Source organism: Cyanobium sp. BA20m-14 (genome assembly GCF_024346295.1).
In genome coordinates this window covers 1-15,125 of the sequence record NZ_JAGQCR010000057.1, presented here as the reverse complement: position 1 = coordinate 15,125, position 15,125 = coordinate 1, and the positions used below count along the sequence as shown (strand labels likewise).

Genomic DNA, 15,125 nt, shown 5'->3' with positions numbered 1-15,125 from the left:
GGGGCGATGACGGCCAGCTCAGTGCAATCGCCGTGGGCAACTACGCCAACGATGACCACTATCCCGGGCCCGATTGGCCCCTGGCCTCCAAGAGTTGCCGTTGGGGTGGCCGTTGGAGCGGCACGCCCTTCACCATTCCCTACGGTGCCCTGGTGAGCGCCGGGGTCGACAACCTATTGGCGGCCGATAAGGCCACCAGCACTAGTCACATGGCCAACGGCGCTACCCGCCTCCAGCCCCTGATTCTCAATACGGGCCAGGCAGCTGGTGCGGCAGCAGCGCTCTGTATCCGGATTGGCTGCCTGCCGGCGGAATTGGCGCCCCGGCTGCTGCAGGAGGCCCTGATCGGTGATGCCCTCGCCCCGGCCGGGCCGATGCCCCTGTGGGACACCCCCTGGCACCATCCGGATTGGGCGGCCCGTCAGCGGGCCGCCTTGCGGGATCCGGCCCTGCTTGGCGCAGGCGGCAGCCTGCAGGGCTGGCCAGCCCGCCTCGATCCTGCGGTAGCTCCTGCCGAGCCGGCTGAGCAGCTGCTCGAGGGCGAGTTGCGATGCGACGGTGAAGGTGGTTACCGGCTGCAGCGCAAGGACGGCTTAGGCGATTGGCAGTTGATCACCCTGGAGCCCGCCATGCACCATTGGCTGGCGGCCCAGCAAAGCGGCCAGCTGGTGGCCCTGATCGGCTGCTGCAATCCCTGGGGGCCGTGGCTGCGGGTGTCGCGGCTGGCTTGAGGGACCCAGCCGGGCTCATCCGGAAGCTGCCACCAGCCGCAGCTGGTCCCGCAGCGAATCCACCTGCTGCACCCGCAGCAGCAGCGCTGCGCCGGGTTGGGCACCCTGGGGACAATCCGCGGCCAGATCCATTGCCAGCTCGTCGATGCGCACCAGAGCCAGCCGGTCCTGGGGTCGCAGCCAGCGCAGAAATTCCGCTTGCCACTGGCCAGTGCGGTGGGTTTCAAACCACACCTGCTGCCAGTGGCGCTGATCTTCGCGGGATATGCCGATTCCTTCGCGCACGGCACAATCAAACTGCTCGATCAGGGCCCGTACATCGGGCTCGTCGAGCACCGGCCCGCCGCTGAGCTGGGCACCGATTTGGCGCTGCACCACCAGATCGCCGTACCGGCGAATCGGGGAGGTGGCCTGCACATAGGCCGGCAGTCCCAGGCTGAAGTGGGGGGCCGGCTGGGTGCCCATCAGCCCACGGCTGAGGCAGCGCTTGATAGCGGCGAAGCGCACGGCCCCCTGGGGCAGGGCCTGGAGCTCAGCGGCCGGTGGCAGCTCTGCCGGCGGCTGGCTGCGATAGGGCAGAGCCAGGCCCTGCTCGATGCCGAAGCGGGCGGCGACGGCCCCGGCGAGCACCATCGCCTCGGCCACCAGCTGGCGTGATGGGCAAACTTCGCTGACCTCCAGCACCGGCTCGCCGTCGCGGCAGCGAATGCGGCCTTCAGGCAGGTCAAGCAGCAGGGCTCCCTGGCCTAGCCGCCAGGCCCGGCGCCGCTGCAGGAGCCGCTCGAGATCGGCCAGGTCTGGCTCCTGGGGGGGGGCTAGCTCAATCAGCTCGTCGGCATCGGCGTAGCTGAGCCTGAAGGTGGGTTTCACCCAGCTGCGTGTGATCCCATAGGCCGCGATGGCTCCGTCGTCGTCGAGCTCTACCCAGGTGCTCCAGGCGGCCGAGCGCACTCCCTGGCGCAGGCTCAAGGGGCCGGTGGAGAGGGCCTCCGGAAACATCGGCTGGTTGCCGCGTGCCAGGTAGAGGCTGCTGCCGCGGCGGCAGGCCTCGAGATCGAGCAGCGAGCCGGCCTCGATCAGCCGGTCCGGATCTGCCACATGGATCCAGAGGCGCAGGCTGCCGTCGTTGCGGCGCTCCAGACCAAGGCCGTCGTCGATGTCGCGCGTGTCGTCATCGTCGATGGTGACGCAGCGCTGGCCGCTGAGATCCAGGCGCGCCCCATCGCTTGGCAGTGGGGCTAGGTGAAGGGCAAGCAGGCGGCTGGCCTCAGCCTCTTGGGCAGTGCTGAAGCCGCTGCTCCAGGGCGTCCCCGCCATGGAGAGCAACTGGTGGGGATCCCACTGGCCCAACTCGACCAGCAGATGGCGCAGGGCGCCGTGATCGCTGCCCAGGTGCAGGGCCGTGAGGCTCTGGCGCAGGGGTGCAGCAAGTTCGTTGAGCTCGATGCTGCCGCCGGCCAGCTGTTTGAGCAGCTCCAGGCGCTGGCGATGGTCTGGGTTCAGGCCCGGTCCAGGCGGCTGGCGGCGCCGCAGCAGGTCCAGCCAGGCCCGCTCCTGCTGCTCGATCAGGGCCTTGCGGTGCCGATCACGGCGCAGGTTGCGCAACTCCGCACCTCTTCGGGGTTCAATCTGCCCCTGGCGCAGGCGAAACCAGCTCTGGCCTCCCACCAGGGCCAGCCAGCAGGCCGCGACCTGGGCCGGCCCGGCACCACCACACACCAGGTCGGTGAAATCACCTATCCCAATAGTCTCATCCGATTCCAGCAACAGGAGCCAGGCTGCGCCCCAGGCGCGACGCTCGGGACGGGCTCGTTCGATGGCCGCCGGATTCAGGGCCCAGGGCTCTGCCCCAAGCCGCAGGGGCGGGGCAGTTGCACCGCGCAGGGGGCAGAGCAGCTCCAGCTGGCGTTGCGGCAACAGCTGGGATTTGGCCTCGAAGCCAACCCTCAGGCGGGCCTTGCTGCCCTGCAGGCTCTCCACGACGGCCAGCTGGGCTGCGTGGGACTCCAGCACGCCGACTAGGTCGCCGTCGTGGAGGGTTGGGGAGGCCAGCGAATTAGCCCTCTGGATTCACGAATGGCAGCAGGGCCACGATCCGGGCCCGCTTGACCGCGTTTGTGAGGTCGCGCTGCTGCTTGGCGGTGAGGCCGGTGAGCCGGCGGGCCAGGATTTTGCCCCTTTCGGTGATGAATTTCTTGAGTAGATCCACATCTTTGTAATCGATGGGATCGCCCGGCTTGATCGGCGAAAGGCGTTTTTTGAAGAAGGAACTGGACATGGTTGGGGAGAACGGCAGGTGACGAGAATCGGAAGTGCGTCAAGCACTCACTTGATTTCCTTGTGCACCGTGGTGGCGTTGCAGTGGGTGCAGAACTTCTTCAGTTCCAGCCGTTCGGTGGTGTTACGACGGTTCTTCTCGGTGGTGTAGCGGGACACACCTGGAGAACGCTTGGCGGGGTTGGACCGGCATTCAGTGCACTCAAGAGTGATCACGATCCGGACGCCCTTGTTTTTAGCCATGAAGGACGTTGCGCCGCTAATGCGATGCGAAAGGACAAGGGCCCACCTTACCTGCCCGCTGTACCCCTCCCCGACCGATCCCTAGGATCGACCTACTTGAAGCAACGGCTTAATGCGCGTCTCGCTCCAGTGGTTGCAGGAGCTGGTGAGCGCCCCTGGCCAGACTCTTGTCGCAGATGCCCTTGCTGAGCGGCTCTCGCTGGCAGGCTTTGAGGTGGACGCCATCGAAGACCTCTCTGCCCGTGCCGAAGGGGTGGTAGTGGGTTTTGTGCGCGATCGCCAGGCCCATCCCAACGCCGACAAACTCAGCGTCTGTCAAGTGGATGTGGGATCCAGTGAACCCCTTCAAATCGTCTGCGGTGCGCCCAACGTGCGGGCAGGGATCCACGTGCCAGTTGCCCTCGTCGGGGCAACCCTGCCTGCCGTCAAGCTCACAATCAAGCCGGCCGAGCTTCGCGGGGTGGCCAGCAGCGGCATGATCTGCTCCCTCGCCGAACTTGGACTGCCGGCCGAAGCTGATGGCATTGCCATCCTCGATGACCTGCTGGCGGACCTGCCGTCTTTGGGCACAGCGGTGGGGCCCAGCCTGGGTCTGGACGACCAGGTGTTGGAGCTGGCGATCACCGCCAACAGGCCCGATGGAATGTCAATGCAGGGCATTGCCCGGGAAGTGGCAGCCCTGGTGGGCGGCCAAACCCACTTCGGTGCCCCAGCCGAGCCCATAACCAGCGCCCCGCTCAGCGTCGGCGAATCGACCAGGGCCGCCATGGAGCAGGGGGGGCTGTTCAGCATTACCGGGCTCAACTCCCTTGTGGTTGCCCCCTCCCCGCCCTGGCTGCAACAGCGGCTGGAGAAGGCTGGTCTCCGTCCCATCAACAATGTGGTCGACATCACCAATCTGGTGATGCTCGAAACCGGCCAACCCCTGCACGCCTTTGACGCCCAGCGGCTTGCTTCCATAACTGGTCCAGGCCAGGCCCAGGTCGAGAGCATGGGCTTGCGTCAAGCCAGCAGCGGTGAACCTTTCACCGGATTGGATGGCACCCAGCACCTGCTCAGCGCTGAGGCCCTGGTGGTGACCTACGGAGACAAGCCAATTGCCCTGGCCGGGGTCATCGGCGGCGCGGAGTCAGCCGTCCATGGCGGCACCACGGCAATCTGGCTGGAAGCGGCCGTCTTTGCCCCCCAGGCCGTGCGGCGTTCCTCCCGGAGCGTGGGGCTGCGCACCGAGGCGAGCAGCCGTTTTGAGAAAGGTCTGCCACCGGAAAACACCCTGCCAGCTGCTAACCGTGCCGTTGCCCTCCTAACGGAACTCTGCGGCGCCCAGGTCACCGGGCGCTGGTTGCACCAGCGTCCCCAAGTTCCTTTTCAGCCCATCGAGCTGCGTCGGGACGCCCTCCACAACCTGCTGGGGCCGGTGCAGCAGGACGGTGCATGGGCTGACCTCAGCGATGGACGCATTACTTCTACCCTCAGCGCCTTGGGCTGCTGCATGGAGGAGCTCGAAAGCGGCGAGGGATGGCAGGTGAGCGTCCCCCCAGCCCGTTCGATTGATCTGCAACGGGAGGTGGACCTGATCGAGGAAGTGGCCCGCCTGGTGGGTTACGACCAATTCGCCTGCCACCTGCCCGACCCCCTAGAACCCGGTGGGCTCGATCCTGCCCAGCAGGCGGAGCGGCGGCTCAGGCGCCATTTGACCGCCGCTGGGTTGCAGGAGGCCTGCAGCCTCTCGCTGGTGGCGGCGGCTCCTGGGCGCATTCCCCTGGCCAATCCTCTCCTGGCCGACTACGGCTACCTGCGAGACAACCTCCATGGCGAGCTGCTTGCCGCTGCCCGCCGCAACTGTCAAAGCGGGCAATCAGGCTTTTGGGCCTTTGAAATCGGCCAGGTTTTCAGCTCCGATGCGAACCAATCCGCTCGGCAGTTGCTGGTGGGGGTGATCTGCGGTGAACGTCGTTCAGAGCGCTGGAGCACCAGTGCCAAGGCCCAGCCGCCCACCTATTACCAGGCCAGGGGGGTGTTGCAGCAGGCCCTAGGGGCACTGGCGATTCCCACGGAAGATCGGCCCCTGGCCAGCCATCCCCTGCTCCACCCGGGCCGGGCTGCCCAGCTGGTCGTCGAGGGTCGCCCCGGTGGCTGGTTTGGCCAACTGCACCCCCAGCAGGCCGGGGATTTGGATCTACCGCTGGGCACCTACGTGTTCGAGTTGGAACTGGACGCTCTGCTGACCGCAGCCACCCGGCGCAACCGCTGGCAGCCCGCCTTTGCGCCCTTTGCGACCGTGCCCGCATCGGAGCGGGACCTGGCGGTTGTGGTTTCGGCCGATGTCTGTGCAGCCGACCTGCTCAAGCTGATCCGCAAGGCCGGCAAACCCCTGCTGGAGCAAGCCGAACTGGTTGATCGTTACGTGGGTGAACAGCTGGTAAGTGGCCAATGCAGTCAGGCATTCCGGCTGCGTTACCGCGATGCCAAGCGCACCCTCACCGACGAGGAGGTGGATCTGGCCAATGCCGGCATTCAGACCGCCCTGGAAAAACAGTTCGGGGCCCAATTGCGCTGTTGATCACCGCCTCAGCACTGCCAAGGTCTCCACGTGGCTGGTTTGGGGGAAGAAATCGAGCGGCTGCAGCGACTCCAACTGGTAAAGCCCCTCGGCCACAAGCATGGCCAGGTCGCGGGCCAGGGTGGCCGGATCGCAGCTGAGATAGATGAGGTGGGCAGGGGGATGTTCCCGGATCGCCCCAATCGTCACAGGTTCGAGTCCCTTGCGGGGGGGATCTAGGAAGAGGGCATCGCAATGGCCCAGGTGCTCAGCTAGACATTGGGCTACCACACCGGTTTCAAAGGAAGCCCGACCGCTAAGGCCATTTTCGCTGGCATTGGTTTTTGCCTGATTCACCGCCTCCTGGCTGAGCTCGATGCCGTGGACATGCCAGCCCGCCGCGGCCACCGGCAGGCTGTAGGTGCCAATGCCGCTGTAGGCGTCAACCATCACTCCGGCTGGGATGGCCTCCAGGGCAGATAACAGCAGGGGCACAACCCGCTCCGCCTGCTGGGTGTGGACCTGAAAAAAGGTGTCGGCCCCAATCCGCAACTGGAGATTGCAGAACGATTCCCGCAACCAGCCCCGGCCGGCAACCACCCTGGTCTCCTCTCCCATCAAGGTGTTGGTCGGATGGGGTTGGAGGTTCAGGCAGACCCCCACCAGCTCCGGCCAGCGCCCCAGCCATTGGCCAGCCAGGAACTCCAGCCCATCAAGATCGGCGTGACTGCTCACCAAGGTGATCAGCAGCTCGCCGCTGTGGTGGCCGATGCGAAGCGCCAGGTGGCGCAGCCCACCCCCCTCACGGCAATCCCGGTCAACGGGCCAGTCACTTGCCTCCAGGTCTGCCTTGAGAGGGGCAATCAGGCCATCTAGGCGCGGATCCAGTACCGGGCAGTGGTTCATATTGACGATGCTGTGGCTGCCCCTGCGGTAGAAGCCCGCCCGCAGTCGGCCGTCTTCGCAGCGCTCCAGCGGGATGATGGCCCGATTGCGATAACCCAGGCCATCGGCGGAGGCCAGTAATGGGGCCACGGGCTGATTCAGGTGGGCAATGCGCCGCATGGCATCTACCACCTTCTGGTGCTTCCAGTGCTGCTGGCCCCGATCCTCGAAGTGCTGCAGGCTGCAGCCACCGCAGTTGTCGGCCAGGATGCAGGGGGGCTTGCGCCGCTCCGGAGCTGGGGTCTTCACCTCCTGAAGCTCCGCCAGCCAGTGGCGCCTGGCCCTATGGGTCAGCCGAACCTGAACCTGCTCCCCCGGCAGGGCACCCGCCACAAAAAGGACCCGATCGTCCAATCGGGCCACTCCTTGGCCGTCATGGGAGAGGCCGGTGATGGTCACCGCCACGCTGTTGCCGGTGGTGAGGCTTTCCAAGCGCGCTGGCCAATCCTTCACCCTACGTCGTGCGAAGGGGCGTTACACCTTTGCCGCCCATGGCCTGGTTCAGCGGCTGAGTCGATACAGTTAGAGGCGCATGTGGTCGCTGCGATGAGCGTCGTTCGGGATCTGATCCTCCAGGCAGATGATCAGCTGCGCTATCCCAGTGGCGGCGAGCTGCGATCGATGGTGGAGTACCTCAGCCGGGGAGCCGAGAGGCTCACGGTGGTGAGGTCGCTGACAGACAACGAAAAGAAAATCGTGGATGAGGCGGCACGCCAACTCTTCCAACGCAAGCCTGATTACGTGGCTCCTGGAGGTAATGCCTTCGGCCAGAAGCAGAGGGCCCAGTGCCTGCGTGATTACAGCTGGTACCTGCGGCTGGTCACCTACGGCGTCCTAGCCGGCAGCACCGAGATGATCCAGCAAATTGGTCTGGTGGGCGCCCGTGAGATGTACAACAGCCTTGGGGTGCCGATGCCGGGCATGGTCGAGGCAATGCGAACCATTAAGGATGCGGCCATCTCCCTGCTCAGCGCCGAGCAAGCCGCCTTGGCTGGCCCCTATTTTGACTTCTTGATCCAGGGAATGCAGACCAGCACCTGAAGCGCCTTCCCTACTGACCCACTTTGCCCAGATGGCCGCGCGTCCCATCTGGGCCTTTTTATTGGACTTGTAAATGGTCTCAAATGAGACGCAAGAGTGTGGAACCGGTGAACCATCGCGGTCCCGATTGGCCATTGCGCCCCCGGCGGGCCATTGCGGGCAGCCGCTCCTTAAAACTTGCGTACCTGCGTAGGACACAGTTACGCAAGATTCCTAAGGCAGTGGCGGGAATGCATTTGAGGCAGGAATTTGCCTCTGGACCGAAGTCCATGCCCAGTGGACCGTGCTTACGAGCGCTCCAGCTATGTGGCTATGGAGAAGTTTTTGGCTATTGCTTTGGCTACTGCATGGGGAATCTGCCAATTTTCGTGATTTCTATGGGGTGTATCTGACTAATCCCTCTGCCGTGCCCCGCAACTCGACCCCAGAAAAAATGATCTGATGCGTCCAAGGCTAGACGCTTAGTGGGTCTCAGAAAAGGACCTAGGTAAGCAGCACGAGATGAAGCGCGACGTACGCGCCTGTTATATTTTCTCGCCTGGGTCTCGGCTTGGGTCTCTTCAGTAGTCTTATAGGGGTACAAAGAGAGCGCTATTTTCACTGACAGGGATGGCCCGTCGCATCGCTATCAGTTGTCTCAGCCGGGACTTGTCTGGAGACAAGTTGTGCGACCAGGGTGAAACCTGTAAGACACTAGTTTTTGCGGTAAAGCTCCTTCAGCAGTTGGTAGGCCTCATTGAGCCTTCGCATCGTTTCTTCGTTGCCACCGGAATCTGGATGGTGGCTCATGGCCAGTTCTCGATACGCATCCCGAATTTCGCCCAGGGTCAGTCGGTGCCCATGGACAGTTGGCAGCTGGAGCAATTTCAGGGCCCCATGCAGGGTCATCGTGTGCTCCAGGGTCTGGAATGAGGTTCCCTTGCGTCTCTTGCGGAACCGGTGGACAAACCGATGGATCAGGGTGGGCAGGCGAAGTTGAAGTGTGGACGTACTGAACGGGTCCTCCAGCAGACCGGCCATCACCATTACGCGCTCAAAGCTGGCGGGTTCATTGCCCCAGCTGGGGGCAATATGCAGCACAACGTCACAGGCCAGCGACCAACTGAATGGTTGCCCTTCGCTTTGATCACTCTGGGGCCAGATGTCCTGGGCCAACCACACCATGGCTGCTTCCAGCACGGCTTCATTGGCTCCTTTGCCATAGAGCTCAAGCCAGTGGTCGCGGGCTCTGGCAAGGGCCTTGTCGAGGGCATCACTTTCAAGCTGTGGTAGCAGTTCAACCGGCGATTCCTCCACAGGCTTGCGGGGCTGCAAGCTCTTTTTCAGCTGCTCTGACTGGCGTCGTACAAAGCCCGGTAGATCGATGCCGACCTGGCGGGGTTCGGCCTGGGGCACTGGCGCAGCTGGGAGGTTCAAGTCAACTTCGCCCAAATCGAGGCAAAGATCCCCGTTTACCCCACTCGACATCAGTACTAAGGCGCCCTGTTCATTGAATGTGGAGGCTCCTGCAGTTCCGGCTACGTCCTCGGTCGCTCCGGGTTCTGGCTGGTCTAATTGGGTTGTTGCTTGCTCAGCTGCCGACGTATCTGTGAATAGTTCATGTAACAGCCTTTCAACAATATCTCCGCGGCTGCGCAATCCCCATTCTGCTTTTAACGCGTCAATCTTGCCGAGCAGTTCTACCGGAAGCTCCAGGCTGAAGCGGCGCCGCTGCGATTCATGGGTTGGAGCCATCCCTAACGGCCCATCAGGCCGCGCAACATTTGCTGCTGTGCTTCCAGCGCCTGTTGATACCGATCGTAGAGAGATTGGCTCATGGGGCTCTGCTGACTCCCGCGGTAACTGGGCGGTGGGGTCAGGGGGGGAATCAGCGGGGGCACCGGGGTAAGGGGCGCCATAGGTGTGAATTCGATGGGCGCCAGCAACCCGTCGGCTTCCGTCAAATCAGGTGGGCTGATAGGCGCGGGGGCTGGGGTAGATCCTGCGGCGTTACGTGCCAGCTCTATTTGGCGCTCCCGCGCCTGGAATAATGCAAGTTGACTTGCCGGCAGAATGCTCAATAGATGGCCCGGGGTTGCATCGGCGGGATAAACCAGGCTGATTCGCACCGGGTTCAGTTGACCAGCGCGCAGGTTTAACTGTGCGAGCGAAAGGCTCTGACCTGAACGCATTCCCACATGGACTTCCTGGAGGCCCTCCTCCGAGCGGATCTGCAGGGAGCCGCGAAAGGCCGTGAAAGGTTTTGAGGTGCCACTGGCTACCGGGTGGCTCAGCACCAACTCGTAGGGACCTGAACCCTTGAGATTGAGGTCCACGTCAAATCGCACTCCGTAGGTGCCGACGTTGTCTAGGGAGGAATCGACCATGCGGCTGGCCAGGGGATTGACCTGTACTTCACGGGTGCCGAAGTTATGGCGGATGGTGCTTGTTAGGGGCACATGCAGGGGGCCATTGGCATCCAAATCATGGGAGAGGCTTGCCTGGTACCCATCCCCAATCGCCACGCCACCAACCCGAGAAAAAACCCGACGCCCGTTGATATCAGCAATGCGATTGAGGTAAACCCTGCCCGGGGCCAGCCTTCCCTGGTCCAACACGGCCAGCAGATCCCAATCGCTGGTGGCTTGCTTGGCCGCCACCACCGCCATCTGGAACGGGCCGTCACTGCGTCCCTTGAGCAGGGCATTGGCTATCCCCAGGGCGGGAAGCTGGGTTTGAAACAGAACAAGGCGACTGCGCGCTGGAATAGTGATTTCGTCGGCCAACTTTGGATCAAGCTTGCCTCGCAGGACCTGGATGGCGGTTGCATCACCAGGGCCCGTATTCCATGGCCTGGGCCCAAGCGGCCTGACCCCCATCTTGTATTCCTGGAGATAGGGGGCTTCAAAGCTGTTACGCACAGCTCCGTTCTCAAATCGGATATGGACCGCGCGCCCACCTGGATTGATCAGAATCAATGCAAGGGTGAGTTCAGGCCGACGAGATGAGCGGGAGATCTGGCTCCGGTTAGGTGGAAAGTATTTGTGGTGCATGTGCACCCCAAATTCGCGGTTGAAATTGTATTGGGCGTTGCGTAGGGGTTGGCCGGTTTCGGCCGCATAGGCGTAGCCAGGGGCGGTGTTGATCAAAATGCCGGGTCCCTCAACCTCCTCCGGTTGGTTGGAATGGAGAACGGGCACCTTGTTGAAGGTGCCATTGAGGGGCTGGGCTTTCTGGCCGGCCATCAGGGCCACATAGGCAGCTGCCGGGCGTGCCTCCAAGCCAATGCCACCCATGCCGAAGGCCAGGGCAAGCAGCAGGGGCAGGGGGCCCATTGGGGAGCGGCAGTCGACTGATCTCAAATGAAGAAGCAGATGGGGCTTGTCGAGGGATTTGGCCTTGGAGGCAATCTGGTCAGCGCTTCTGAGCTTGAAGCATTGGTCAAGCGAGCGCTGTTTCATGGCCATTTCTGGGGGGAAACACGGCACTCGGCTCACCGCTCTGGCTCGCTAGAACCACTGGGCTTTCATCCACTTTCTCATGTTTCCCCCCTTTGGCTGCTGTCCAGTTGGCGACGAGGGCGGCCACGACAACTGGCGCCGCCACCAGCAGCGCAAACTGCGCATGCTTCAGTTTTGGCGCGATGGGGTCGAACGTCAGTTGGCCGCTGTAAACGCGGCGATCAGCACGCTGGAGCAGCAGATTGTCCGCGATGGCGGCAGCTCGTGCAGCTGATCGGGCTACTGAGCTTGCTGCTGATCGCGGGATTGGCCGAACGGTCCAGCCCTCGCCGCAGCTCAGCCAGCCCGCGCTTGAGCCGCCTCTGCACCGTCATGGGACTCACCTTCAGCAGGGCTGCGGTGCGCCTGTAAGTCCACCCAGATAGCACCACTTTGTCGACCACTCGGCGAAGGTCGGGCTCAAGATGGTCCCACTGACGTTTCAGTCTCAACTGATACTCAGTCTCCCCATCTTCGCCAGGCTGTTGAGCTGACCCATGTTCAGCTGATCCATGTTCAGCTGATCCGTGTTGAGCTGACCCGGCTTCTCGATCGACAGCCTGTTCGGCCCAGGCGTCGATCACCCCATCTGCCAGACCGATCGGCCTAGCCATGGCCTTACCCCTTTGCAGCTCTTGCCACTGGGGGATACTCAGGTCTAGGGCCCTTCGCAGATCCTCCGAGCTGGCCTCTTGGCCATGGGTTTTGTGCCAGTTCGCCTGCACCTGACGCAGTTTGTCGTGGAGCTCCATCTGACGGCGTGGCAACCGCACGGCCAGGGCTGAATCCCGGAGGTAGTGGAGGATTGCTCCGCGAATGTGGGGCCTGGCAAAGGCCTCGAAGGGAGTTCGGGTCTGGGCGTCAAAGAGTTCGGCGGCCCGCAGCAGACCCAGTAGACCAACCTGGATCAGATCTTCGATCGGTTCGGGGCAGCGGCGGCCGTAGTGCACCGCAATGGGAGTGACCAAAGTGCGGTATTGGTCGACCCTTTGGTTGCGCTGGAGGTGATTCCTGCTCGTTTGGGTAGCTGTTGGAGCGTCGGTGGCTCTGGACTTGTCGGACATCGAAATAGTTGGGCATCAGGCAGGGGAGTGGACCCCTTCCTTTCCAAACAGCCCCAACCTCTGCCCCTGCTGCAACCGTGGAATTACGGAATGCTCCTCGGATCTACCCAGTTGCTGGGCTGGCGACCGCCTGCAGCAGCTGCCAGGGACCCTGCTGCTCTAGCCAGCTGAGATCGGATTTTTCCGTGGCCAGCAGGTATCCCGCAAAGGCCAGGGCATTGATGCTGAAGCCAGCGCAGTGTTCGCGGCTGCGCCGCACTGTCAACAACCAACGGTCATCGAACAGCAGGTTGTAGGGATGCAGGGGCTGGCAATCCTGCTGGGGCGAGCCCAAGCCCAGTTGCTCGGCATGGTGCCGGTAGAGATCAGGCAGATCGCTGCAGCCAGTCGGGTCATGGCGCCTGCTGATTCGATAGGCCCATGGCCATTGCCGTTGCTGCAGCTGGGCTTCACACATGGCCGCCAGGGGGCAGCTCGCTTCCCCTGCCCGCCTGGGCAGTAACTGCAGATGGCGGTGGGGCTGGCTTGCCCCAGCTGGGGCAGAACTGTTGAAGAACCACAGCCCGGCCGTATCCCTTGCCAGATGGCCCACGGCCTGCCAGTCCTCTGGCCTGATCCAGCCCGACTGGGGCTGCCAGTCCTGGGTTATCAGCAACAGGTGGCCAGGTTGCACCGGGTACTTGTTGAGCAGCACCACATGGCCTGAGCCGAGCCGGCCCACCTCCAGAGCCCTTTCCCAGGGCAGGAAGGGGTTGGCTTTGGGGCCCCCTTGGCGCAGATGCTTGGGCGTGGCACTCAAGAGGCGGCGCAGGACAAATGGCCCGATCTGCGGCAACTCCAGCAGCTCTGTGGCCAGGGGCACCAGGGCGCCAGCCAGCTCTGCCTCAGCCGAGCGCTGCAGCGCCCGCCGCCACAGGAGCTCAGAGCGCACCGGCCTTGAGGCGTGCCAAGGATGCGCCCTGGTAGAAGTGACCGAGGATCTGGTTGTAGCGGTAGCCCTGCTGGGCAAGATCCTGGGCTCCGTGCTGACTCATGCTGGCTCCCAGGTGACCATGGGCTTCCAGGCTGATCTGGCGGTTGGCCGCGTAGAGGCTTTCGACAATTCCTCCCTGGTAACTCAGGATCAGGCCGGCGGTACTGGCTGTGGCTGAGCGGGTTCTGGTGTTGCTGCGCCCCAGCCCCTTGTAGGCCTGCCAGCGAGTGGTGTTGCCCAAATGCCAATGGCGATTGGCTGGCCTGGCCATGTGGGCCAGGGCATAGGAGCGAGCAGCCACCGCTTGGGCCCGCAGGGCCTCCATCGACCAGCTGCTCGGCATTTCGGCCCCTACCACGGCGGCTATGTACATCTCCAGCCCCAGGTGGTTCACCAGCATGAGTCCCCCCTGCTCACGGATCAGGCGCAGCCTGCCGCCATAGGGCTGGCCATTGACCAGCAGGGCTGATCCATTGGTCTGGAGCCAGGCCTCGGATTCGGAGCTGCCTAGGGCAGGGTGGGAAACCTGCTCTCCAGCACCTCCCTGCTGCAGCACCATGCCTTGTCGATTCAGAAGTTGCCAGGCCCCGCTGGCCGACAGGGTGGGGTTAGCACCGGCATTGAGCAGGGCCACGCGAATCTCCAGATCGACCGGCGGGCCGGCTTCCGGCTCCACCAGGCCGATCTTGCCCGGGGCTGCTTGTTGGTCTGGCACCGCGGCCCGGCGGGCCTCCACCCGCCGCAACTCGGCCGCTTCGCTGGCGGTGTCAGCGGCTGGGGCTGGGGTGTCGATCAGGGCGTCGAGCAACTCCCCGTGGGCAGCGCCATAGGGCTGGGGCGCCAGACCCTGGGCAGCAAAACCAACTGCAACAGCCACCAGGGCCATCGGCGCCACCAGCATCAGCCTGCGGCTAGCAGGGAGGCCCAGGAGTCTGCCCCGGAGCCATCGCTTTGCCCATGCAAGGTGCCGTTCCACAGAAGATGGCCCGTGCCGCTGAGACGGATCATGCCTGAGGATGCCAATTCGCAGACCATTCCGCCAGGCCGGTGCGAACACTGCCAGCCCACCACGGACTTGCGGCCGTGATGGTTGAGCCAAAACGGTGCCACCAGCGCATGGGCTGAGCCGGTAACGGCATCCTCGGCAATCCCCAGGCCTGGGGCAAAAAACCGCAACTGGTAATCGGCCGGTTGGCCGAGCACGGTTGGGCGTAGTTCTTGGGGCCTGTCACCGCAATCGAGCATCAAGATCAGGCCGCCGCGATCCTGGGGCTCCAGCTCCCCGGCCAGGCCTGCCATGGCCTCCAGGGGGCTACCGGGTGGCAGCAGGGCCACCCGGTAGCCCAGCTCTGATCTCCAGTAGGCCACTGGGCCGGCGCCCAAGCGGGCCTCCAGCAGGCCAACCAGCCCCCTGGAGGCCTCAGCAGGGATCAGCCCCCCACTGGGCAAGACGATCTGGCCGGTGCAGGCGGAGTCGCCGAGGGTCGCTTCCAGGGGGCCGCTGCGGCTGAGCAGGTGGCAGCGCTGGCCTGGTTGGAGTAGCCCCCAGTGGCCCAGGGCGAGCAGGGCCGCCAGGGTTCCATGGCCGCAAAGGGGCACCTCGCAGGTTGGGGTAAACCAGCGCAGGCACCACTGCCCCTGTTGTTGGAGCAGGAAGGCGGTTTCCGACTGGTTAAGACTGCGGGCAATCCCCTGCAGCCAGCCATCACCCAGGGGCTGATCGAGCAGCACCACTGCGGCCCCATTGCCGCTGCAGGGGCGGGCCGCGAAGGCCTCCACCAGCAGGGCCGGCAGGGCCGTCTTCATGGCTCGACCATTTCGGGCCGCAGG

At 63.8% G+C, this 15,125-nt stretch carries 13 protein-coding genes and 1 pseudogene; 3 read left to right on the top strand and 11 right to left on the bottom strand.

The window, feature by feature from the left end:
• Positions 1-731: FAD-dependent oxidoreductase (locus KBZ07_RS07290; RefSeq protein ID WP_254930986.1), on the top strand; the 731-nt coding region annotated here is incomplete at its 5' end.
• Positions 732-746: 15 nt separating this feature from the next.
• Here the strand turns inward: KBZ07_RS07290 and KBZ07_RS07285 are convergent.
• From KBZ07_RS07285 to rpmG, 3 genes are read right to left on the bottom strand one after another with little or no spacing between them, the layout of a single operon-like run.
• A complete protein-coding gene (locus KBZ07_RS07285) occupies positions 747-2,741 on the bottom strand; it encodes an RNB domain-containing ribonuclease (protein ID WP_254930989.1) in 1,995 nt (664 codons plus the stop codon).
• Positions 2,742-2,787: 46 nt separating this feature from the next.
• Positions 2,788-3,009: a 30S ribosomal protein S18 gene (gene rpsR, locus KBZ07_RS07280; RefSeq protein ID WP_254930985.1), complete on the bottom strand. Its 222-nt coding sequence runs from the start codon at positions 3,007-3,009 to the stop codon at positions 2,788-2,790.
• A 47-nt stretch (positions 3,010-3,056) separates the two neighbouring features.
• Entirely contained in the window at positions 3,057-3,251 is a 195-nt protein-coding gene (gene rpmG / locus KBZ07_RS07275) for a 50S ribosomal protein L33 (protein WP_197148830.1), read from the bottom strand.
• Between the two features lie 112 nt (positions 3,252-3,363).
• Here rpmG and pheT point away from each other — a divergent pair, with 112 nt between their 5' ends.
• Entirely contained in the window at positions 3,364-5,814 is a 2,451-nt protein-coding gene (pheT, locus tag KBZ07_RS07270) for a phenylalanine--tRNA ligase subunit beta (protein WP_254930984.1), read from the top strand.
• Here pheT and rlmD read toward each other — a convergent pair whose 3' ends face one another.
• On the bottom strand, positions 5,815-7,170 hold the full coding sequence (rlmD, locus tag KBZ07_RS07265; protein ID WP_254930983.1) for a 23S rRNA (uracil(1939)-C(5))-methyltransferase RlmD: 1,356 nt from the start codon (positions 7,168-7,170) through the stop codon (positions 5,815-5,817). It abuts the gene before it with no gap.
• A 114-nt stretch (positions 7,171-7,284) separates the two neighbouring features.
• On the opposite strand from rlmD, the gene KBZ07_RS07260 reads away from it, so the two are divergent.
• Positions 7,285-7,779 carry an allophycocyanin subunit alpha-B gene (locus tag KBZ07_RS07260; RefSeq protein WP_254930982.1) on the top strand — a complete coding sequence of 165 codons (495 nt, stop codon included), beginning with the start codon at positions 7,285-7,287 and terminating at the stop codon, positions 7,777-7,779.
• A gap of 693 nt (positions 7,780-8,472) precedes the next feature.
• Here the strand turns inward: KBZ07_RS07260 and KBZ07_RS07255 are convergent.
• The 7 genes and pseudogenes from KBZ07_RS07255 to KBZ07_RS07225 all read right to left on the bottom strand — a co-directional run.
• Positions 8,473-9,174, bottom strand: a complete 702-nt coding sequence (locus tag KBZ07_RS07255) for a J domain-containing protein (RefSeq protein WP_254930988.1) — start codon at positions 9,172-9,174, stop codon at positions 8,473-8,475.
• A gap of 210 nt (positions 9,175-9,384) precedes the next feature.
• Positions 9,385-9,513, bottom strand: a pseudogene (locus KBZ07_RS16285) (ribbon-helix-helix protein, CopG family); the annotation flags it as partial.
• Between the two features lie 2 nt (positions 9,514-9,515).
• Positions 9,516-11,093 (bottom strand): DUF3370 family protein, encoded by a 1,578-nt coding sequence (locus tag KBZ07_RS07245; RefSeq protein ID WP_254930981.1) that lies wholly within the window; start codon positions 11,091-11,093, stop codon positions 9,516-9,518.
• 347 nt (positions 11,094-11,440) lie between these two features.
• A complete protein-coding gene (locus tag KBZ07_RS07240) occupies positions 11,441-12,322 on the bottom strand; it encodes a sigma-70 family RNA polymerase sigma factor (RefSeq protein WP_254930980.1) in 882 nt (293 codons plus the stop codon).
• Positions 12,323-12,425: 103 nt separating this feature from the next.
• Positions 12,426-13,253: an ATP adenylyltransferase gene (locus KBZ07_RS07235; protein WP_254930979.1), complete on the bottom strand. Its 828-nt coding sequence runs from the start codon at positions 13,251-13,253 to the stop codon at positions 12,426-12,428.
• Positions 13,243-14,196: a SpoIID/LytB domain-containing protein gene (locus KBZ07_RS07230; RefSeq protein WP_254930978.1), complete on the bottom strand. Its 954-nt coding sequence runs from the start codon at positions 14,194-14,196 to the stop codon at positions 13,243-13,245. The genes KBZ07_RS07235 and KBZ07_RS07230 overlap by 11 nt, the downstream gene beginning before the upstream one ends.
• The coding region (locus KBZ07_RS07225; protein ID WP_315860145.1) for a PhzF family phenazine biosynthesis protein at positions 14,196-15,125 on the bottom strand (930 nt) is incomplete at its 5' end. The genes KBZ07_RS07230 and KBZ07_RS07225, both read right to left, overlap by 1 nt.